We start from the raw sequence: 22948 nt of genomic DNA on the forward strand, positions 1-22948 counted from the left end.
TCTTTCCTGTAAAACAACCGTAAAATGGGAGTCAGCATCGGCTCCCGTTTTTTATGAATAATTGCGTAGTTTTGAGGCATCTAACCTATTAACCATTTCTAACAGACATGAGCGTACGCATAGAGAAAGATACCATGGGCCCGGTAGAGGTGCCCGCCGATAAATACTGGGGTGCTCAAACCCAACGTTCCAAAGAAAATTTTACCATTGGTGGCCAACTGATGCCCCGCGAGGTGGTAGAGGCCTTCGCTATCCTGAAGAAAGCCGCCGCTTACACCAATACCGAACTAGGCGTTCTTTCCCAGGACAAAGCCGAAATCATTGGCCGTGTTTGTGATGAGATTCTGGCCGGAGAATTAGCCGATCAGTTCCCACTAGTGGTATGGCAGACCGGTTCCGGTACCCAAAGCAACATGAACGTGAACGAAGTGGTAGCCAACCGTGCACACGTATTGCTAGGCGGCGATCTAATGGATGAGAAAAAGAAAATCCACCCGAACGACGATGTAAACAAATCACAGTCTTCTAATGACACTTTCCCAACCGCCATGCACATTGCCGGTTACAAGATAGTGTCTGAGCATACGTTGCCTATGGTGCAGAAACTGCGCGATACGCTGCACGCCAAGTCACAGGAGTACATGAACGTAGTGAAGATTGGTCGTACGCACTTAATGGACGCTACGCCTTTGACTTTGGGTCAGGAGTTGTCTGGTTACGTGTCTCAGTTAGACCACGGCATGCGTGCCCTCCGCAACACCTTAGATCACCTCAGCGAGCTTGCCTTAGGTGGTTCTGCCGTAGGAACCGGTCTGAATACCCCACAAGGCTACGCCGAATTGGTAGCCCAGAAAATCTCTGAGTTCTCCGGCTTACCCTTGAGAACTGCCGAAAATAAGTTTGAGTCATTAGCCGCCCACGATGCCATTGTGGAGACTTCTGGTGCCCTGAAGCAACTGGCCGTAAGCCTCATGAAGATTGCCAATGACATCCGCTTACTGGCCTCTGGTCCGCGTTCTGGTATCGGTGAGATCATCATCCCAGAGAACGAACCAGGCTCTTCTATTATGCCCGGCAAAGTAAACCCCACCCAGGCTGAAGCCATGACCATGGTATGCGCCCAGGTAATCGGGAATGACGTGGCCATCTCGGTAGGCGGCATGAACGGCCACTTCGAGCTAAACGTGTTCAAACCGATGATGATCTTCAACCTGCTCATGAGCGCCCGCTTACTAGGCGATGCCTGCGATTCGTTTGACAAACACTGCGCCGTAGGTATTGAGCCAAACTATGAAGTGATCAAGCGCCAATTAGAGAATTCTCTCATGCTGGTGACTGCCTTGAACCCACACGTGGGCTATGACAATGCTGCTAAAATCGCCAAAAAAGCCCACAAAGAAGGCACTACCCTGCGCCAGGCTGCCCTTGACTTAGGCTTATTAACTGATGAGCAATTCACCGAGTGGGTACGTCCTGAAGACATGATTGGCAGCTTGAAGAAGTAATCCTTGTTTTCGGTCTATTTTGGCCAAAACGTGTTTAGAACAAGAAAGGCCCTTTGCTGATGCAGAGGGCCTTTCTGTTTTATACCTTGGCGGTGTTCAGCTATTCGGCGGAGCCATAAACAAGTGTGGTGTGACTTTCCGTTTTAAAGCTATTTCCCTGAAAACAGACTATATGCGGCTTTCTTTTGGATGAGCCATGAACAGAGACGTTCCATCTGGGCAAGGTAAAGAGCATTCTCTTTTCACCAGTGAAGGTGTATTTCTGGCCAAGGCCACTTCTCCTGTAAAATATGCCTTAAAAAAAGAAGGAGCCGTTTCCTGGCTCCTTCTTTTTTGTAACGGTAAAAGCGGGTATGGCTTATCTTTCTCTTAACAGCTGTCTGTTAATGGTACCAGGAGCCGTGGTGTAGTTTCCTTTGGTATAGAAGGTGTACACTCTACCTGCTGTAATTACGCCGGCCGTCCAGGTAGTGTAGGCAGTGGTTGATCCGTTCAGATATAGGGCAATGTTATAGGTCCCCGGTTTGATAGCGATGTAGCCAGACTCACCTTTGTAAGGGATATTGGCGGCAAGGTCAATGTTCTCCGTGTCTGGCAGTGTGCGGGTAGCTTTGGCGGTGAAGTTGCCCGGGGCTCCGCCGGTGGTGGCTGGCAAACCTGGCATGGCATTCACAAACCGAATGTACGCTACACTGAAGTTAGCCGGCGGAAGATCATCTCTCAAGGTCAATACTTCAAAGCTACCCGGCTGTCCTACCAAATAAGAGGTATAGAAGGAGTTTTCATCCAGTTGCACGTTGGAGGTAGCAATCTTATTCATGGTAAGATTGGCGGTACCCTTTTGTGTGGTGGTATCTACCGCTGACAACGTGTAGCTTCCGGAAGGCACATTCACATAACCATAGGTAGACGGGTGAATAGTATTCGCCAAGGTGGCACTCCAGGCCAGGCCCGTTTGTCTGCCCGTAGTGGTAGGAGACTTGGTGGTGGCTTTGAGGTCATTCAGGTAGAAGTTCACCATGGGTGCCTGCTGGGCAGAATGGGAAAATCTAATGTTGGCCCCAGAGGTTACAAACTCGGTACGCTCAACAATCGCATTTTCTTCACAGGATCCAAACAATAAACCTATTGCCAGGAAAGCCGCTATTTTGCTAAATATCTTTTTCATCTTGGTCAGAGTTAGTCTTTCTTGCTAAACCACATTTCATAGGTGTGATAGTTCTGGTCAAGGCCACCAATCTTCCTCAGGGCCTCCACATTCCAGATGTACTCAGAGTTGTATCTAGGACGAACCCGGTAAGCAGGTTTTCCGGCGTTTACCCCAGCGAAAGTAAGACCATAGTCTGTTGGTAACATGAAGCCCTGGAACACGCGTTGCTCCTGAGGTGTGTCAATCACATCCCAGCTACCGCCATCTTCACCGCCTACATAGTGGAATCTTCTTAAGTCAGTCCACTGCTCAATAAAGCCCCATCCCCATTGTGCAATGTACTTCTGCAGCATGATATGGGAAAGCGTTAAGTCTGCCCCTGTTTTTGGCATCAGCTCAGCATTGGCTAAGTACAGCGTTCTTCTTTGGTCAAAGGCAGCAGCTTCAGTAGTGGAAGCAAGACTCTTCACATAATCCATGTGCTTGGTTACGCCTTCTTTGTAAGCAGCCAAGGCAACATCTTTCTGACCTTCTCTGTAAGCAGCTTCGGCTTTAATGAACTGAAGCTGCGCATACGTCATCAGTGGGAATTTTACTTTGTTCTGGAACAGGTATTTCCCTTGCGCAGTGGTATTGGCCGCATCTGTGGTAGTTCCCCACGGGTTAAGTGGGCGTTGGGTAGCATCTGTGATTTCAGTAACACCTAAGTAACCAATGCCTCTGTATTGCCCGTCTGGGGCCGGAGCCAACATAACTGGCAAACGTGGGTCTTTCAAGTGTTGTCCGGCAAAAGCGGTCACAGGGTCTTTTCCTACCAAAGCAGGGTCACGTAGCACAGGGTTTGTTCCATCTAGCAAGCTTACAATAAATCTAGACTGACGATACGTGGTTAGATTACCACGCATAGGTCCCCAGAAGTTGGCATCGGCAGAAACGGTACCGTTAAAGCTCACTCCCGCATCATCTGCGTTGCTGGTGAAAGACTTGTTCACATACTCAATTACCTTATTGCCGTCATAGCTGCTCTTGTTTGTTAAATGGTGCTCATTTGTGGCAAGCAGGCCATACACGAACTTAGTCCATTTCTCTCTGGCAACATTGACATCAACACCGGTACCGCCATAGATCAGATCAGATTCTGTTAGACGGGAATTAGGGTTCTGGTCTGGACCTTTTGCCTTTTCAAAACTCTCCAGAGCTTTTTCTGCTAGTCTTTTAACCTCGGCATATACTACTTGTTGCTCATCATACTCAAAGTCTGACCTGCTGGGGTCAAAGGCCTGAGACATAATGATCTCACCATGATAGTCTGTAGTGATTTGCCAGTTAAAGGCTTGCAAAGCGTAACCAACTCCCGCGAAATCCCATTTTTTCTGTTCCTCTGCCTTGGCAATCATGTCGCGCAGGTTCAGCCCACTGGAGTAGTAAGTAGAGCGCCAGATCTGTCCGGCGGCATCGCTAGCCGTAGCATAGGCATGACGGTCCCAGGCGGCGTCTGCATCTCTGCCGTGCCAGTTTGCAATGTATTTGCTTATGTAACGGGCATCAAACTGGATACCTAACGCAATTTCTGATTCAATAGGAGCAATGTATAAGTGCGGCTCTACTACTTGGTCGGGGCCATTGGGGTTAGTATTCACATCTAACCAGTTCTCACAACCAGTGGAACCAACTAAGCTAGCCGCTATAAGAGAAGCACAAAGTATTTTTCTCATTTTCATTTCAATTAAAACCCAATATTAATCCCAACATTCAGTCCCATTGGCATTGGCAAGTTACCGTAATCAAAGCCATAGCCACCACTACCACCACTTGCTAAGCTAGTGGCACTTCCCACGGGGTCAAGACCGGAGTAATTTGTGATCAGGAACAAGTCTGTACCAGTTACAAAGATGCTGGCAGATTTAGCCACTCTGGTTCTTTGAAGCAAAGAAGTAGGCAAGTTGTAACGCAGGGTCACATCTCTCAGGCGCAGCCAGTTCACATCTTTCTCAATGTAATCTATCTCGCCGGAAGTGGCAGAGTAGAAGTTAGAATCCCAGGCTGGGTTGATCACGATGTTGTTTCTGGTAGGATTGTCTGTGTTTTCTAAGCCATCTGCAATGATTCCTTCATACACTCTTGGCTGATAACGGTCTAAGGTTCTCATGCTCAAACCACGTACCGTTAAGAAGTGCTCAGTAGCGTTAAATACGTCACCGCCTTTTCTCAACTCAAACAGGAAATCAAGAGACAGGCTTTTGTATCTGAAAGTGTTTCCAATACCCATGGTGAAATCTGGGGTTCTGTCACCAATCACTTTCCACTCTGTAAGGTCTCTCAATGGATAACCAGTGGTTGGGCTAATCAGGATTTCTCCGTCTTTGTTTCTTTGGTAATCATATCCGGTAAAGGAGTTCACTGGTCCGCCTACTCTGGCACCATTCCGCACGTTGTTGTACAACCAGGTATCAGAGTTATAGTATTCAGGGATGGAAGGCGGAAGCTTCACCAATTCTGAGAAGTTATGGCTGAAGTTCACATTGGCATCCCAGGTGAAATCCTGTATTACAAGTGGAGTGGCGTTAATCTGGAACTCAAATCCACCGGTCTCAATTTCACCAGCATTGAAGGTTTTCAGTACGAAACCTGTTCCGTAGCTTAAGCGCATGCCTCTTACAATTTGCTCTTTAGATACTTTGTTGAAGTAGGCGAAGTCAATGCCTAAACGGTCATTGAAAAACTTCACTTCGGCACCCACTTCATAAGAGGTAGTCATTTCAGGTACCAACGCCTCAGCCGGGCCGTTGAACGCGTACCCGAAGCCACCAGCGGTTGTGGTTTTAGGCTCTAACCAAGGACGAATCATGTATGGATCTGCGTCTTTCCCTACCTGTGCGGCAGAGGCTCTCAGTTTACCAAAAGAAAGTACGTTTTTAAGTGGCGCGAATACGGGCAGTTGCGTGAAAACAAAGCTCATACTGGCAGAAGGGTAGAAGAAGGAGTTGTTTGCCTTTGGAAGGGTTGAACTCCAGTCATTACGGCCGGTAAAGTTCAGATACAGAATTCCATCATAGCTTAATCCTAAGCTAGTGAATGCCCCTACCAAACGTCTTTGTGACAATCTGTTTCTACCTCTGTTGGTGGTAGGGTCTGTGTTTTCAATGGAATAAAGATCAGGAGCCAGGAATTTCTGCCCCGTTACCGCCTGTGAGTAATAGTTCTGGTCATTGATGGCACTACCAACTTTGAAGTCAACGCCTAACTTGTCTCCAAAATAGTTCTTGTAGAACTGACCATAGTACTGCACGTTGATATTTCTGCTGGTAATCAAAGCTTGGTCAAATAGACCACCGGTTGAACCCGATAACCTGGACTCTGGATGACGTACGCTAAAAATCTCCTGCGTGAAATAGTCAAACCCGGCATTGGCCACAAACTTTAACCATGGGGTAGGGTCAATCACAATTTTAGCGTTGGTTACATAGCTGTCTCTGTTATTCTCCAGAATGTTCTTGTTTACGTTAAAGAAGGCGTTCTCTAATTCAGAACCAGTGGTGCTGGCAGAGAAGAATCTTCTGTTACCGTTTTCATCCAGATAATTGCGGGCATCGTCATCTGAAGGCCAGGAAAGCAGACCTAGCATTGGACCGCCGTTCACGTTGAACACAGACTGTACATCTGACTTGGTGTATGCAAATGATACATCAGAAGAAATGTACTTGTTGATTTTAGAAGTCAAGGCCGAGGCTAAATTGAATTTCTGTTGGCCGGCATTAGGGATAAAAGATCCCACATCTACGTAAGAGGCCGAGATACGGTAAGTGTTGGCTTCACTACCACCAGACACAGAAAGGTTGTGCCGCATGGTGCTACTGGTTTGGAAGAAGTTTCTAACGTTATCAAAAAGCTCTGTTCCTTCTGGGTACGCTTCTCCAAAATACGTGGTAATGGTAGATCCCTCATCTGTTACTCCTTGCGTTCCTCTACCGTATATGGTCTGGATTTCAGGATATCGCACAATTCTGTCCATTCTGAAAGAATTGCTGTAGTTGATGGTGGCGTTTCCGGCTTTTCCTCGTTTGGTGGTAATCACGATGGCACCAGAGGCGGCATCAATCCCGTAGAGGGCAGAAGCTTCGGGTCCTTTCAGAACCGTGATGCTTTCAATGTCCTCTGGGTTAATGTCTGCCATTCTGTTCCCGTAATCCACGCCTCTGTTTTCTAAACTGGTAGTGGTGTTGGCAGAAGAAGCAAAACCAGAAGTGTTAAAACTGCTGTTACTTACCGGCAAACCGTCTACCACGTACAAGGGCTGGTTACTACCGCTCAAAGAGCTAACCCCTCTAATGGTAACCGAAGCGGAAGCTCCTGGTAAACCAGAGGTAGATTGTACATCAACACCCGCTACGCGGCCGGCTAATGCGTTCACAAAGTTCTCGCGTTGGGTCTGGGCTACTGCCGCTCCTTTTACCTCGGTAATAGCATACCCTAAAGCTGCCTTTCTTTCTTCAATACCCAAGGCTGTTACTACTACCTCGTCTAGTGCTTTGGAGTCTGTTCTCAGTACCACATCAATGGTAGTGCTGGTTCCTACAGCTCTTTCCTGTGCTATAGTTCCTATAAAACTAAACACCAGGGTACCGCCAACCGGAGCCTGAATGGAATACCGGCCATCACCATCTGTAGAAGCGCCTGTGGTTGTTCCCTTCACCACCACACTAACACCGGGCATGGCAGAGCCATCTTCAGAAGAAGTCACTCTCCCGGTAATGGTTTTGCTTTGGGCAAAACCTGCCTGAGCAATACTTAAGCTCAAGACAAATAACATTAGCCGTAACATTATTCTCATATTAAAGGATTTAGGGTATTAAGTAATTTTTTTTGCTGCTCAGCGGAACGTAGAAACACAGGTAATTCACTTCAAGAACTTCAAAAGTGGGGGAGGAAAATTGCGAACGTATACCAGGTGTATCGAAATAGGCCACAAAATTAATGAATTATCAAAAAAGGAGCCCTTCTTAAAGCTAAAATTATTTCTTTTTGAACAAATGCTTAGTTTTAAGTAACATTTATACAAAAGTAATTAAAACTGAGCGACTTGCGAAAGACGTTCAATGGGGATTGCCAGCTATTATGCTTTGATGCTGAAAATATAAAAAAGCTTTTTATGCCTTACAAGAAATATTAAGTAATATTATTTTTATTCTTCGGTGAGTTAAAATTTATACTAAAATATATAATAGTTATTAAAATTATTTACGAACTAACAACTTCTATTTTAATAAGTAGGGAAGCAGAAAGCTAAACAGGCTACCTTACTTTTTAAAGCTATCCAAGAGTTGAGTTTTAAGAAATATAGTAACTTAATGCTTCAAGCGCTTACATTCCTTCAAATTAACAGAACCTGTTCTTCATCCACCAACTAACACAGCTACAGTGACTTCTATCTCTACCCAGCCCGCAGAAGAAATCATCTTGCCAGACAAATCTGTTGCAACTACCAGAGCAAGGTTAAGGTCACTGGATGTATTCAGGGGCATCACGGTGCTTTCCATGATTCTGGTAAACAATCCCGGCAACTGGGGAAAGATCTATGCGCCGCTCAAGCACGCAGCCTGGCATGGGTGCACGCCTACAGATCTGGTATTCCCGTTCTTTCTCTTTATAGTAGGAGTATCCATCGTCTATGCGCTCTCCGGGGCCAAACTGATGCCGGAAAAACATTCGTCCACAATGGTAAGAATCATCCGGCGCGGTCTCACCTTATTTGCTTTAGGACTGTTTCTGGCCCTATTTCCCCAATTCGACTTTGAAACAGTAAGAATACCAGGGGTTCTCCAGCGCATTGGGGTAGTTTTCATTATTGCCGCTATCATCTTCCTGAAAACCGAACGCCGTACCCAGACAGTAATCTCTATTTTCTTGCTGGTAGGCTATTGGTTACTGATGATGTTTGTACCAGTACCCGGCATAGGTCAGTCCAACTTGTTACCTACTACCAATCTGGCCGCCTGGCTGGACAATACTTTATTGCCGGGCCACCTGTGGAAGTCTACAAAAATCTGGGACCCCGAAGGCATCTTAAGCACAATACCTGCTGTAGTCACCGCGCTCTCTGGGGTATTGGTAGGGCAGTGGCTCAAAAAGAAAGACGATGCCGGAAACAAAATAGCCTGGTTAATGGTATGGGGCGTCATCTGCACCTGCCTGGGATTGGTGTGGGACCTGCAATTCCCCATCAACAAAAGTCTCTGGACCAGCTCCTATGTGTTGTATACCTCGGGTCTGGCCATGCTGGGGTTAGGGCTGTGTTACTGGCTCATAGATGTGAAAGGATATCAGAAATTCACCACGCCGTTTCTGGTCTATGGAGTCAATGCTATCACTGTCTTTTTCCTCTCCGGGCTTATTCCCAGAATAATGGGCATGATCAAGGTCAACACTCCGGCTGGTGAAGTAGACAGCAAGACGTATCTGTATGAGTATTTCTACACGCCCCACCTAAGCCCATATAATGCTTCCCTGGCTTGGGCCCTGACCTGGATCATGTTCTGGATGGTTATTCTCTGGATCATGTACAGAAAAAACATCATCATCAAAGTGTAACGTTGTACTCTATTATATATAGAGTTATGAAGAAGGCCACACTAGAGTGGCCTTTTCTGTATGGTCGTAGGAGAATGATTAAGTTTGGAGTAGCTTTTCCTTTTACATCTCATCTGCTGATGCCTGTACCTTCCCAAGAGTTCATCGTTTCCAACCTGATTTCATAAAAACTACCGTAAAACCAGAACTACAGAAAACCAGCTTGGGAAGAAGTTCGAGGTAACAGAACGTGCACCTGCTGCCTTGGTATTTCGTAAGCCCAGAAGATGGAAAGACAACGCCCCACGTTTATAAGAAGCCGGTTGAACAGCTTTGGCTATGCCATGAAAGGGATCTCGGCGGCTTTCAGGTCTGAGGTAAACATGCGGTGGCACGTGCTTTCAGCGGGAGCGGTAGTAGCGGCGGGCTTTTACCTGGGACTGACGAACATGGAATGGGTGGTCATCTGCTTCGCGATTGGGCTGGTCTGGATGGCCGAACTCTTCAACACGGCTCTGGAGGTAGTGGTTAACCTAGTTTCGCCAGAACGGCATCCTTTGGCGGGTAAAGCGAAAGACATTGCCGCCGGGGCAGTCTTGATTGCCTCTCTAACCGCCTCTGTGGCCGGGCTGCTGATATTTTTGCCGTATGTCTGGACATTGCTGCAAAAGTACACGTAAACATTCTTTCTGAACGCCACGTTTACTACTTTTGCCCGATTCCAAACCGCAGAAGCATCTTCTGTACTTCAACTTACCTGACCAATGACTACAAACGACGTTCTTAGAAACCTGGCCGAATATAACGTATGGGCTAACTGGCGTATCCTCAAAAGCCTGGACCGCATTGAAGGAGATCTCCCAGATTATGCCCAGCTCATGTTCAGCCACGTGCTAAATGCCCAAGCCATCTGGATTGCCCGCATCACCGGCACTAAAAGCCCGGTAACGGTGCTACAGCGACACACGTTGCAGGAATTGCATCAACTGCATGAGCAGACCTCGGCCAAACTGGTAGAGCTGTACGCCAACGCAGATGAGACCGAGCTGAACCGCACCATTGAATACACCAACACCCAAGGCAAGGCCTACTCCACCAAAGTACAGGATATTTTGACCCACGCCATCAACCACGCCACCTACCACAGAGGCCAGGTAGCCCGTGAACTTCGTTTAGCTGGCCATGAGCCCATCAACTCAGATTACGTTACCTACGTTCGTATTCAGTACGGCCAGGATCTAGAGCTTTAATTTTACCTACTTGTTTTTAGATCGATTTCTGAAAAGAAGCTTAAAAAGGCATTTATAAAAAGAGGGGGGAAGGCTACTACGGTCTTCCCCCTCTTTTTATATGTTGATATAAATCCTTTGAGCTGAAGTAATAGAACCTGCCTCTCTGAGGAGGGAAATGCGCCTTTGAGGCAAGATAAGGCCAGGCCATCTTTGGAGCAGATTTACTATGTGACTTACTGGATCAAGTAACCACACGTGATTAAAGATTAGCAATGCGAGGTTTCGCTGCGGTGCAGCGAGGGTAGTCTGGAGACTACCCATCATCTATAGGCACGAGTCAGAGACTCGCGCCAGCGGGGAAGAAAAACACACATTCCCAATTCCAGCCTTTCGCTTGAGCGCCTAGAGTTCGACCGTCCCTGAGCGCTAGCGAAGTGGGCGAGGAGAAATCACAGCGCGAGGGCGGAAGGCGGGGCCTCGCGGCCGTGAGCGCTTACCGGAAAATATGAAATAACTCAGCTCCTGCACCCACGCAATAGGCAAACAAGCCAAGGGAACAGCAAACGGCATGCACCTTCCAAGACAACCAAGCTAAACCTTACCAATTTCCCCTACAAAAAAGGAAGAAGCCGTTCTAACCCTACTTCAAAGAAAACAAGCAAAAAACAACTCCCTTTCTACTGCTGCTTAGTAGTATCCGCCGACGGAGCAGCCACTGGCTTTTTAGGGGTAAGCAATTTGTTCAATCTGGATTTAGCCTCGGCTCTGATTTTCTGTTCTGCCTCTAGCCGCTTCTTCTCCAGTTCCTGACGAGCCTTCAATTCAACCTCCTGCTGCCGCTTCGCTAATTCGACTTTGATGCTGTCTGTGTTGGTGGGCACGTTCACGTTCAGTTTGTCTTTGACACCTTCCAGTTTGCTGGTCACTACCTGTTTCACCAGAGAAGAAGCCTCGGCCTTTAGGCTGCTGCCTTTCAAGGCGACGGCGGGATCATTGTAATTACCGGTTACGCCTAACTGCAAAGTTACCCGGTCCAGTCCGTTCAGGTTTTGCACACCGGTTAAGCTGGTAATCTTGCCTGCCAAGGCATTTCCAACTTTTCCCGAGGGTACATCCATGGCTACCACGTAGTCTACTTTTCCACTGACGTTGTTGGTCCCGCCCACGGTCATTTTGATATCGCCCACGGAGAAGTCAAAAGGTTTTACCACCAGGTTTCCGCCTATGATCTCGGCAGCGAAGCCCCGGTTTTTCAACGAGAAGTTCTGCACTTCCTTCAGATTGGTCACCTGGCTTATTTTGGCCAATGCTTTCACGTTGGTTACCACGGCTTCTACCACTTCTACCATGCCCTTTCCTGTTAAGGAGCTTAGCACGGGCATCATGTCATTGCCCAGTTCTCCACTGAAATTAAATTTAGAAGAGAACTCGCCCTGCAACAGTTTGGCAATAGGGGCTAGCTTTTGAATGGTGTTGAAGGAGTTAAAGGACTGTTGAAAATCGAGGTTTTTGATGTCTAGCCCGAAGGAGAATTTAGGGTGGATAAGGTCTCTTGAGTCATAAGAACCAGTTGTGGAAAACTGACCTCCCAAGGTATTAAAGGAAACATCTTCCAGTCTGGCTATCTGATCTTTAAGCGTTACTTTCCCTTGTAGATTCTGGAGCTTCAGGTTATCATAAATAACGGTTCCAGCTTGGGTTGCCAACACCACATCCAGGTTAGCCGGAATCTGTACTACGCCTTGGGCTTCCTGGGTAGAAGAAGGTACCGTTTGGCCGGTATGTTCATCTACCATCCACTCGTTTACATTGAAGCTGTTGGAACGCAGGGTGAAGTTTCCGCGCAGCGGTTGGTTTTCAGAGAACAGGTAGCCCATGTAGTTAGAGACGGTGCCATTCATCTGGACATCGCTCTTGCCTAAAAAGCCATTCAATTGTTGAAGCGCCACCTGCTCATTGTTGAACGTCGCCTTCGCCGAGTTAATGCGCATGCCTTGTGGCAGATCTGTGCTCTTATAATTGAGTTGAGCAATCTGTACCGTTCCGCTGGCCTGCACGTTGCCGTAACGGCCGGCATCTACATCGGTCATTTTCCCTTTGGCCAGAATGTTCCCGTTCAGACGGCCACTGAGGGTAGTACCTTCAATAGGAAAAATCTTGGTGAGCTTGGTTAAGTCCAGTATGCCTTTGATGTCTACGTCAAACTGCGGCTGAGCCAGGTTTTGGATGGCTACCCGGCCTTCCAGCGGCTCTTTGTCCAGCAACATCCGGAAGCGGGATATCTGGATATCGGTATCGGCGGCATTACCGGTTCGGTTGGAAACAGTTGATACGACGGTTACCTGTTCCAACGGAGCCGGAAACGAGGAGGACTTCACGTAGCCATTCGTTAAGTTAAGGGCAGCGGTGACTACCGGCATGTGGTTCTCAAAGTACACACCTTTGGCTTGGGCGTTCACATCCAGTAATCCGCGCAGCGTAGTACCTTCTAAAGGGAACACTCTCGTGACTTCCGCCAAATCTAATTTCGCCCGCAGGTTCCCGTCAATGTTCATCGGGTCCAGACCATCTACCACCACGCGGCCATCTATTGGGTTTTTGCCCAAGTCCAGGTGCAGTTTGCGTACATCAATTAAGGTGTGATCTATATTGCCATCAGTGTTTTTCACGCTCATGTCAATGTTGATGTTTTTGGCCGCCTGCGGAAGGTCTGGGTATTGGAAGGTACCGTTGTTCACGTTCAGGTCTACCCCAAAGCCGGGCAGGGTGGTCTCATTGAAGACGCCTTTCACGTAGCCGTTGAATGCCACTTTGCCATCGGTCTTCACGTCTTTGAACTTATCGGTAAATACACCGGGCACCAGCGAGAAGATATTCTTGAAATCTGTCTCTAAGGCTTTGAAGGTTAAATCAAGATTGATGTCATCTGTGGGCATGGCAATTGAACCGGCCATACCTAAGGCGAAATCGTTCAGGCGGAAGTTGTTGTCTTTGAAGGTGTATTTGGCATTAGCCAGGTCCATGGCCATGGTTACATCAGCGTCCAGCTTCTTGTTCTCAATGTAGTTGATTCCGGCGTACGTCATGGTGAAGCGCTCGGCTTGGGTGCTGGTTTCCATGTCAAAGACATCCTGGGCCAGATCGCCGCTGCCGGTATGCTGCACGTTATAGGCGTTTACCGCAAACGGTATGCTGAGGTCTTGGTACACAATCTGCCCGTTGGAGATCTTCCACTCGTCAATGGCCATCTTAAAGTTGGTGGTGTCCTGTGCTTCGGGGGTGGCGGCAAAGTCTGGAATGAAAATGTCCCAGTTGGCTTTTCCGCTTTTAAGGACCAACAGTTTCAGGCGGGGCTGATCTAACTGCACAGAATTAATCTTTATCTGATCGCCGGTGAGCACACTCATCAGGTCAAGACCCAGGTTAAAATCTGGCAGATAAGCGAGGGTGTCTCTCTGGAAAGAGTCTTTTCCTACAATAGTCAATTCTTTCACGCTTAATCCCAAGTCTGGGAATGTGCGAAAAAGGGACAGACTTACGTTATTTGTTTCGTATAAAACGCGGGCATTAACACTCTTGGCAATTTCTTTATCCAGGCGCTCTTTAATTTTATCTTTGAAGAAGACTGGTATAAGCGCCATGGCGGCCAGCAGTACTACTAGAAATACCGCCAGACCTATAAATATTTTCCTCATGTTGGTAATGATCTGTTTTCAGCTTGTAAGTTTAGGTATTTTCAAATGAATAACCTCTCAGGTGGGTTCCTGCAAATTATGTGCCGTGGGTTCATGAAAAACCAAGCGGGTAGGGGAAGGCTACTTTTAACAGGTACCCTCTTTCTATTGTTTTCCCTGGAAGCTATGGCGCAGGAAAGTACCAGTACCTTGCCGTATGCCCACCGTCTTTTTCTTAACCCCGCTTTCACCGGATTATTGTCTGACTACAGCGTAACGGCCGGGCACCGGGCGCAATGGACCGGGGTGAATGGTGGGTACAGCACCCAATGGGCCAGCGGCGAATACCGGTTCCAAGAAAACAAGAATGCGGTTGGAGCTACCTTTATGGCAGACAAGGCACCCGCAGGCGGATACCAGAAAATACAGGCGGGTCTTCTATATGCGTACCATACCAAGCTGCGGGCCAATTTGGATCTGAGCGCGGGCATGCAGGTAGGCTACGGTTCTCAGAAACCCTCTGTTAACGGGCTTATTTTTGAAGATCAGCTAACCCCTAACGGAGGCGCCTTGAACCCTACCGCCGAGACTTTCGGGCTGGATAGAACCTCTTACTTAACCGTGTCTGGCGGACTGTTACTTTTCACAAGGCAGTTCTGGCTGGGTGTTTCGGGGAACCATTTGAATAATCCTACTGTAGGGGAAATGTCGCAGAGTACGGCGGCACCCGTTTTCCAACTGCAGACCGGGTATAAGTTTTACGTGAAAAGCTATTTCCAAAAAAATCACTTTGAAGAGGTCAGCTTTATTCCTACTCTTTCGTATACGCACCAACGCACCTTTAACCGGTTAGATGCAACTATTTATGCGAACATTACACCAGTTATCATGGGATTAGGAGTTACAATGCTACCAGGCACAAAAAATACTTCGCTCGCAAGCACTATTCAGGGGATTGTGGGCGTTACCCATAAAGGATTGAAAATAGGATATGGATACCGGCATCCGCTGGCAGTAAGCCCCGTGGCCATAGGCCCCACCCATGAGCTCGTTCTTTCTTTAGAGAAAGTGGATTACTTGAAGATTTTTAAAAGATCAGGCACAAACAAAAAATACAATCGGATTGCTTGTCCAGCATTCTAATTTTCGATAATATTGTATGTTAAAAGCCACATTTGACCAAAAGAATACAATTTTACTGGTATTTACCAATTTTATGAAAGTTTCTAAACATTTTATGTACGTGTTGGCAGCGGGAGCGGTAATTCTCTCGTCCTGCTCCAGAAACAACCGTCCTACCAGCCTGGATCCAGGTAAGGAAAGTACAGCAACCGGTATTTCTTACGAAGATGAAGAAGGTGGTTTTGCTGTAGCTGACTACAGCGACGTACCTGAAGGACCCGGTTTGGTATTTATCGAAGGTGGTAGAACTACCCTAGGGTCTTCTGAGGAAGATGTGGCCATGACCCGCGACAACATTGAGCGCACGGTAACCATTGCTTCTTTCTACATGGATGAAGCCGAGGTAGCCAACATTCACTGGTTGGAGTATCTGCACTACATCAGAAAAGACTCTTCTGAAGAAATCTACGCAAAAGCGCTGCCAGACACTACTGTATGGGAACGTGAGTTGTCTTTCAATGACCCTTACGTAAGCTATTACCTGCGTTACCCTGGTTTCCGCTACTACCCGGTAGTAGGCGTGAGCTGGTTACAAGCACAGGATTATTGTACCTGGCGTACGGCCATGGTAAACAAAAACATGGCTGCCAACTATGATGGCGAACTGGCCGAAGGGGCTACGCCTCCGGTTGAATCTGGCGCTGTTCTGCCTAACTACCGTCTCCCAACAGAAGCTGAGTGGGAATACGCGGCCCAGGCTTTAATTGGAACTCAGTTGAGCGAAGAAGAAAACCAAACCAACAAGCGTATCTATCCTTGGGATGGACACCAGGTGCGTAACCCGTACGGAAAAGGTCAAGGACAATTCTTGGCTAACTTCAAACGTGGCCGTGGTGACTACGCTGGTATTGCCGGTTCCCTGAACGATGGAGCTATGATTACTGAATACATCTACGCTTACCCACCAAACGACTTCGGTCTATATAACATGGCTGGTAACGTGAACGAGTGGGTACAAGACGTATACCGTCCGCTTTCCTTCCAAGACGTGGAAGATTTGAACCCGGTTCGCCGTAATGGAGCAATGGATGATTCCTCTATGTATGACGTAGCTGGCTTCCAGTCTCTGATCACCAATACCGTACGTGTATTTAAAGGTGGTTCCTGGAAAGACGTAGCGTATTGGTTATCTCCTGGTACCCGTCGTTTCATGGAGCAGGATTCTGCTACTTCTACCATCGGTTTCCGTTGCGCCATGATCAACACTGGTTCTAACAGATAAGTAGAAACAATCTCAACCATAAAAAAAGGAAGGCTAGTTTAACTAGCCTTCCTTTTTTTATGGGGTATTACACCACACAGTATAAACCAGCTTCCATTCCGTAAGTAACAAAACTCCAATACCTCTCCTTGGTCTATCCCTTGATAGACCAAGGAGAGGTATTGGAGTTTTCAGCTTGTAGTAGATGGTTTAAGCAGCCAAGTAGCAAAGGTTACAGAGTGTAAGCAATAGAAGCGACGCTTACGGCACTAGCTCCATGTTGTAAAAGAATCTGGCTACATGCTTCTATAGTTGCTCCAGTGGTAATCACATCATCCACCAATAGTACATGTTTTCCTGCTACTTTCTGGGCGTGGTGAATTGCATATAATTGCTGCATGGCCTCCCATCTGCTCTGCCGGTTCTTTGTTGTTTGAGTGGCCGTAACCCGGTTCTTCTTCAGCGCATCTGTTGCCATGGGAACGTTCAAATCTTCGGCAATGGCTAGGGCAAATCCTTCTACTTGGTTATAGCCCCGCTGCCTAAGCTTGCTCTTATGTAAAGGAACCGGCACCACTACGTCAATGGCCTTGAAATCTTCCTGTTCCCGCACCTGTGCCCCGAACCATTTCCCCAGTACGGTCCCTACTTCTTCCTGTCCTTTGTATTTCAACTGATGCAACAATCGTTGAACGCGTCCTTTCTCCTGGAACTTAAGGTAAGCCGTGGCTAACTGAAGCGGAACTCTGCCCCAGAAAACTTTATGCAGGGCGTTCTCAGTAGGGGAGAAGTGAAAGTCGGTGTAAGGGAGTTTGATGCGACAATGGCTGCAAATCACTTCTTCCCCCATCGCCAACTCGCCGGCACATGCCCGGCAATCTTCGGGGAAAAGCAACGCCATGAAATCATGGTAAAACGTTCGGAGACCCAACTGCAGCTGCGGCATAGACTACTTGCGTATTTTGATGTAACTTTACAGTAGCGGCGCAGAATGCCGCCATTAATGACGCACAACAATGAGCCAAGTAAAAGAATTCAATGACTACCGCACCCGCATGAACGAGAAGATCATGGAAGCGGATAATAAAGTAATCAAACGCTTTTTCAACCTGGACACCAACGCCTACGCCGAAGGTGCGGTTGACGTAAAAACCAAAGAGATGCTGGGTCTGGCCTGCTCCATGGTTCTGCGTTGCGACGACTGCATCAAGTACCACCTGGGCAAATGCTTCGAGTGCGGCCTCTCTGATGAGGAAGTATACGAAGTGTTCGCCATCGCCAATTTAATTGGTGGTTCCATCGTGATCCCGCACTTCAGAAGAGCCGTGGAGTACTGGGAAGAACTGAAAACCGAAGCGCAACCACAGGCTTAAGCAATTTCTGTTTTCAGTCTGTTTACAGAAAATCAGCCCTGAAACTGCCTGGCATCTTCTGTGGATTACTCCCCTTTGCATCATCTCTGAACGGTAAAAGCAAAAAGGCATAATTTTTCATAACCAGCGTTTCAGGGCTGATTTCATCAAATTAAGCCGAAAATAAACTTGAAAGAACGGTGGATAGCGCAGAGAAATCCACTTACGCGCTTTGCCACTTATGCACAAAGAATTTCTATGGAGAACGAAGAAGATTTTGATGTTAGGTGGGCTGCGCTACGCCAGGACATCAAGAAACAGTTTGGAAAAAAGCCCGACCTGAATGCCATCTTATTTTTGATTGGCGTGCAGGAACTAGGACAGGGGATACGGGAGTTCACCAAAGAAGAGAAGCAGGATCTGATGCACATTGCCACCTGCAAGCTCCTGAGTTTATCTGGCTACTATGAGTTAGAAGGTCTGGACCAAGAGGGATGGCCGCATTGGAAATCGGTGAAGCCGCTACCCGCCTGTAACCTGAAAGAGCAGGAGCGCATGCTCAAGTGGCACGCCCTGGAGTACTTTGACGAAATGAATTCATGAAGATTATCAGCTACAACGTAAACGGCATTAGGTCTGCCATCTCCAAAGGCTTTCTGGATTGGGTGAAAGCCGCCAACCCAGACGTGCTTTGCCTGCAGGAAATAAAAGCCGACGAGACTAAATTTGACAAAGCCTGCTTTGAGGAAATAGGATACCATGTGTACCTGCATCCGGCCATTAAGAAGGGTTACAGCGGTGTGGCTATCCTTTCCAAAAAAGAGCCTAAAAACGTGTGCATCGGCTGTGGCATTGAACAGTACGATCAAGAGGGAAGAGTTATCCGGGCTGATTATGAGGGGTACTCGGTGTTGAATGTGTACATGCCTTCGGGCTCCAGCGGCGAGCACCGCCAAGGATTCAAGATGGAGTGGCTCCACGATTTTCAACAGTATATTCAGGGTTTAAAGGACACAGTGCCTGGTTTGGTTATCTGCGGCGATTACAACATCTGCCACCAGCCCATTGATATCCACAACCCGAAATCTAACGCAAAGTCCTCGGGCTTCCTGCCGGAGGAACGCAATTGGTTCTCCGGTTTCCTGCAGGACGGCTATATTGACTCCTTCCGGCATTTCAACCAGGAGCCGCACCAATACACCTGGTGGAGCTACCGGGCCAATGTGCGGGCCAAGAACCTGGGCTGGCGTATAGATTACCTGTTGGTTTCTGAGCACTTGAAGCCATTGATGAAGCGGGCGGCCATCTTACCGGAGGCCAAACACTCAGACCACTGCCCGGTGCTTTTGGAAATGCACCCCGTGGAAAACTAAGTTTTATCCTTCTATCTTGAGAATGCGTTTGTAGCCTGTTTATGGGAAAACAGGCTACAAACGCATTTTTGTTTTACTTCTTCTGTGGACAGCTCCACTTCATAATAATATATGGTAAGGCAAACCATCTGTCACCTATCCACAGGAACCATTTTCCTGCGCCATCTCGTTTTTCTCCCGATTTGAGGAATATAGCCCAAAAACCCTGCGGAATGCTCCCAAATCAGAGAATTAACAATAAATTAGTAAGCAAAAGAGTTAATACTCTGCTGATTAAATACGTATGACAATAAAAGGAAACGGCTGGTACTCTTTTCTCCCGTACCGTTGTTTCAGGCTACTCTAATCTTATCTCACTTATGCGGGCTGCCGGTTCTTTGAATACAGTTTTACAGCAGCTTCAGGCGTTTAAACGCAAATTCTACCTGAACCTGCTTTTTAAAGGTGCTTTACTCTCGTTGGGGTTGGTGCTTTCTTCTTATCTGCTCATCACCGTTCTGGAGTATTTCTTTTATTTCCAGCCGGAGGTACGGGCCTTTCTGCTGTTCTCATTCCTGGCCATCAGTGCCTTTGCTGTGATCAGGTGGCTTTGGGCACCCATTATTGGATTGACCAACCTGAAGAAACTCCTCACCGATGAGCAGGCCGCCCAACAGGTTTCCCATTACTTCCCCGAGATCCAGGACCACCTTCTTAATTTGCTGCAGCTGAAAAACGTAGCCATGAGCAATGACCTGGTGGCTGCCAGTGTGGAGCAACGTTCAGAGGAATTGGTGGGGTACCGCTTTCCGGAACGGATTAAATTCACCCAGAACCGATCTTACTTTAAATACCTGCTGCTGCCGCTCACCTTGGTAGTGGTCTTGGCTTTTATTTACCCGACTTTGTTTGTGCAGGGAACGGAGCGCATTATCCATTTTAAGCGGCATTATGCCCCCAAAGCTCCTTTCCAGTTTGAAATACAGAACGCCTCTTTGCAGGCATTCAAAGGAGAGGACTTTCAGTTGAAAGTGAATATTGAAGGGAAATCGGTACCGGAGGAAGTGTTCCTGGTGATTGATGGGCGCCAGATGCCGCTCAAGAAGCAGAAAGACCAAACCTACGTGTATGAGTTTGAGCAGGTGCAGGAGTCTGTGGATTTCCAGTTAACCGGTGCCGGGTTCTTCTCCGAGGAAAACCGCTTAACGGTAGTAGCCAGACCCATGCTTCGGCAACTGAAAGCGCAACTGAGATACCCCGCTTACACAAAACGCCCTTCTGAAACGCTTGACAACACCGGAGACCTTACCATTCCCGAGGGAACCCAAGTGATCTGGCGTCTGGCCGCGGATAACGCCGATTCGCTTTGGCTGCAGTTTGATGCGCCGGCCCAGAAAGTAAAAGCCCAATCTGAAGACACGGAATACGTGGTGCGTAAAACGTTTATGCAGAGCCAACGCTACAGCATGCACCTCAAGAACCGCTACTCAGAGAACAAAGAGCAGATCTCGCACCAGATCACCGTCATCCCAGACCGCAACCCCGAGATTACCCTAGAGCAGTTCCGCGACTCGGTGCTGTACTCGTATCTAGTAGTGGGAGGGACTATCTCAGATGATTATGGTTTCAGCAGTTTGGCGTTGCATTACCGTGTATTGAAAGGCAACCAAGCCGGTACGGGCTACCGAGTTGTTTCTATTCCGTTCAGCGGTTCTCTGGCCACGCAATCGTATTTCCGGCAGATGAACCTTAAGCCGCTTAACCTGCAGCCTGGCGACAGACTGGAGTACTTCGTGCAGGTAACGGATAACGACCAGGTGCCCCAGCCGAAGAGCGCCCGCACTTCTACTTTCATCTTCAAGTACCCAGACCCGTCTGAGGTGCAGAAATCCATTGAAGAGTCTTCGCAGCAAGTGCAGTCCCAGATGAAGTCTTCGCTCACCAAGGCTGAGGAACTGAAGAAATCGCTGGAGCAGAACGAAGAGAAGACCAAGCTAAAGAAAGAACTTTCTTACCAAGACAAAAAAGCCCTGCAGGAACTCGCCGATAAGAAGAAGGCCCTGCAGGAAGAACTGGCCCAGTTGCAGAAGATGAACGAGCAGCTGAATCAGCAGCAGGAGCGTTTCTCGCCCCAAAACGAGAAACTAGCCGAAAAACGCGACCAGCTCAAGAAGATGATGGACCAGCTGCTGGACGACGAGACCAAGAAGCTGTATGAGCAACTAGAGAAATTGCTGGAACAGAAGCAGCCTCGGCCAGAACAGATTCAGCCGCTCCTGGACAAGCTCAACAACAAAGAAGAGAACCTTCAGAAAGAGTTGGACCGGTTGCTGGAGATGTTCAAGCAGCTACAGGTAGAGCAGAAGCTAGACAATGCCCAGCAGAAGCTGGATGACCTAGCCAAGAAGCAGGAGGATCTGGCGAACAAAACCGGGGAGCAAAACAACAAGCCTGACCAAGGCCTGCAGCAGGAACAGAAGCAGCTTCAAGAGGAATTCAAGCAGATGCAGGAAGAACTCAAAGAGGCCGAGAAGATGAACGAGCAACTGGAGAACCCTGAAGATATTCCTGACACTGAGAAGATGGAGGAGCAGATAGAGCAGGAGCAGGAGAATGCCCAAGAGTCTATGCAGAAAGGCCAGAACAAGAAAGCGAGCCAGCAGCAGAAATCGGCGGCTCAGAAGATGAAGCAGATGTCGCAGCAGATGCAGAGCCAGGAAATGGAAAGCGACTCTGAGCAAGCACAGCAGAATCTGGACCATCTACGTGATATCCTGGAGAACCTGGTGACCCTTTCCTTTGATCAGGAGAAACTCATGAAGGACTTCCGGAACGTGCAACAGAGCGACCCAAGGTTCATTGGCCTGGCCCAGCAGCAAATTAAACTCTCAGATGATGCCAAGATTATTGAAGACAGTCTGCTTTCCCTGGCTAAACGCGTACCACAGATACAGTCTTTTGTCACCCGTGAAGTAGGCGCCATGGAAGGGGAGATGCAGAACAGCTCTGAGGCAATTAAAGACCGCAACCTGCCTAAAACTGGCAACCACCAGCAACTGGCTATGACTTCCATGAACAACCTGGCTTTAATGTTGAGCGATGTGCAGCAGCAAATGCAGCAGGCTATGATGGCCATGCAGCAGAGCGGACCAGGCAAAAAGAAAGGCAAAGGCAAGAACGGCAAGAACCAACCTGGAGCCTTAGGACAGATGCAGCAGCAGTTGAACGAACAGATTCAGCAGTTGCAGAAAAGCGGCCAAAGCGGTCAGCAGCTTTCAGAGCAACTGGCCCGTTTGGCGGCTCAGCAGGAAATGCTGCGCAACGCCATGAAAGAACTGGCACCTTCTCCCACCTCGCCAGGCGGCAAGGAAGGAGGGGAGAAACTCAGTAATTTGGGCAAGCTCATGGAACAAACCGAAACTGATCTCGTTAATAAACGTCTTACAGAGCAGACCATGATGCGGCAGAAGGAGATCTTGACTCGTTTGCTGCAAGCTGAGAAAGCCGCCAATGAACGCGACCTGGATGAGAAACGAGAGGCCAATACCGCTAAGGAATTGCCCGCCCGTATTCCTCCATCGCTTCAGAAGTACCAGGAACGGCAGAAACAGCAGACAGAATCGCTCCGTCAGAACCTACCTGCTTTGACACCTTATTATAAAAAGCAAGTAGATGCTTATTTTAAGCGATTAGGTTATTAGATTTGCAGACATTTCAGATATAGTAAACATAT

Annotated in this window: 15 protein-coding genes; 10 read left to right on the forward strand and 5 right to left on the reverse strand. The window is 47.9% G+C overall.

Annotated features, from left to right (window positions below; all coding sequences use genetic code 11):
- Window positions 1-107: 107 nt before the first annotated feature.
- Window positions 108-1505, forward strand: a complete 1398-nt coding sequence (gene fumC, locus ACY0JR_RS02540) for a class II fumarate hydratase (RefSeq protein ID WP_462632272.1) — start codon at window positions 108-110, stop codon at window positions 1503-1505.
- A gap of 358 nt (window positions 1506-1863) precedes the next feature.
- On the opposite strand, the gene ACY0JR_RS02545 is transcribed toward fumC, so the two are convergent.
- From ACY0JR_RS02545 to ACY0JR_RS02555, 3 genes are read right to left on the reverse strand one after another with little or no spacing between them, the layout of a single operon-like run.
- The gene (locus ACY0JR_RS02545; RefSeq protein ID WP_462632273.1) at window positions 1864-2673 is read right to left on the reverse strand and encodes a DUF4397 domain-containing protein; all 810 of its coding nucleotides are present in this window, start codon (window positions 2671-2673) and stop codon (window positions 1864-1866) included.
- A gap of 11 nt (window positions 2674-2684) precedes the next feature.
- Window positions 2685-4370: a SusD/RagB family nutrient-binding outer membrane lipoprotein gene (locus ACY0JR_RS02550; protein ID WP_462632274.1), complete on the reverse strand. Its 1686-nt coding sequence runs from the start codon at window positions 4368-4370 to the stop codon at window positions 2685-2687.
- An 11-nt stretch (window positions 4371-4381) separates the two neighbouring features.
- Window positions 4382-7453: a SusC/RagA family TonB-linked outer membrane protein gene (locus ACY0JR_RS02555; RefSeq protein ID WP_462632275.1), complete on the reverse strand. Its 3072-nt coding sequence runs from the start codon at window positions 7451-7453 to the stop codon at window positions 4382-4384.
- A 620-nt stretch (window positions 7454-8073) separates the two neighbouring features.
- Here ACY0JR_RS02555 and ACY0JR_RS02560 point away from each other — a divergent pair.
- The 3 genes from ACY0JR_RS02560 (at window position 8074) to ACY0JR_RS02570 (ending at window position 10472) form a co-directional block, all read left to right on the forward strand.
- On the forward strand, window positions 8074-9243 hold the full coding sequence (locus ACY0JR_RS02560) for an acyltransferase family protein (protein ID WP_462632276.1): 1170 nt from the start codon (window positions 8074-8076) through the stop codon (window positions 9241-9243).
- 266 nt (window positions 9244-9509) lie between these two features.
- Window positions 9510-9902, forward strand: a complete 393-nt coding sequence (locus ACY0JR_RS02565; RefSeq protein WP_462632278.1) for a diacylglycerol kinase family protein — start codon at window positions 9510-9512, stop codon at window positions 9900-9902.
- Window positions 9903-9986: 84 nt separating this feature from the next.
- On the forward strand, window positions 9987-10472 hold the full coding sequence (locus tag ACY0JR_RS02570; RefSeq protein ID WP_462632279.1) for a DinB family protein: 486 nt from the start codon (window positions 9987-9989) through the stop codon (window positions 10470-10472).
- A gap of 659 nt (window positions 10473-11131) precedes the next feature.
- On the opposite strand, the gene ACY0JR_RS02575 is transcribed toward ACY0JR_RS02570, so the two are convergent.
- Window positions 11132-14149: an AsmA family protein gene (locus ACY0JR_RS02575; protein ID WP_462632281.1), complete on the reverse strand. Its 3018-nt coding sequence runs from the start codon at window positions 14147-14149 to the stop codon at window positions 11132-11134.
- A 93-nt stretch (window positions 14150-14242) separates the two neighbouring features.
- On the opposite strand from ACY0JR_RS02575, the gene ACY0JR_RS02580 reads away from it, so the two are divergent.
- A complete protein-coding gene (locus ACY0JR_RS02580; RefSeq protein ID WP_462632282.1) occupies window positions 14243-15271 on the forward strand; it encodes a PorP/SprF family type IX secretion system membrane protein in 1029 nt (342 codons plus the stop codon).
- A 73-nt stretch (window positions 15272-15344) separates the two neighbouring features.
- Window positions 15345-16532 (forward strand): gliding motility lipoprotein GldJ, encoded by a 1188-nt coding sequence (gldJ, locus tag ACY0JR_RS02585; RefSeq protein ID WP_462632283.1) that lies wholly within the window; start codon window positions 15345-15347, stop codon window positions 16530-16532.
- A gap of 211 nt (window positions 16533-16743) precedes the next feature.
- Here the strand turns inward: gldJ and ACY0JR_RS02590 are convergent, their stop codons facing one another.
- Window positions 16744-17457, reverse strand: coding sequence for a ComF family protein (locus tag ACY0JR_RS02590; protein WP_462632284.1), 714 nt, complete (start codon window positions 17455-17457; stop codon window positions 16744-16746).
- Window positions 17458-17527: 70 nt separating this feature from the next.
- Here ACY0JR_RS02590 and ACY0JR_RS02595 point away from each other — a divergent pair, with 70 nt between their 5' ends.
- The 4 genes from ACY0JR_RS02595 to ACY0JR_RS02610 all read left to right on the forward strand — a co-directional run bounded on the left by ACY0JR_RS02595 (window position 17528) and on the right by ACY0JR_RS02610 (window position 22916).
- Window positions 17528-17884, forward strand: coding sequence for a carboxymuconolactone decarboxylase family protein (locus ACY0JR_RS02595; RefSeq protein WP_462632285.1), 357 nt, complete (start codon window positions 17528-17530; stop codon window positions 17882-17884).
- Window positions 17885-18121: 237 nt separating this feature from the next.
- Window positions 18122-18466 carry a hypothetical protein gene (locus ACY0JR_RS02600; protein WP_210462574.1) on the forward strand — a complete coding sequence of 115 codons (345 nt, stop codon included), beginning with the start codon at window positions 18122-18124 and terminating at the stop codon, window positions 18464-18466.
- Window positions 18463-19236, forward strand: a complete 774-nt coding sequence (locus tag ACY0JR_RS02605) for an exodeoxyribonuclease III (protein ID WP_462632286.1) — start codon at window positions 18463-18465, stop codon at window positions 19234-19236. The genes ACY0JR_RS02600 and ACY0JR_RS02605 overlap by 4 nt, the downstream gene beginning before the upstream one ends.
- Before the next feature lie 377 nt (window positions 19237-19613).
- On the forward strand, window positions 19614-22916 hold the full coding sequence (locus ACY0JR_RS02610) for a DUF4175 family protein (protein WP_462632288.1): 3303 nt from the start codon (window positions 19614-19616) through the stop codon (window positions 22914-22916).
- Window positions 22917-22948 lie beyond the last annotated feature (32 nt).

Source organism: Rufibacter sp. JT3400010, from assembly GCF_054956755.1.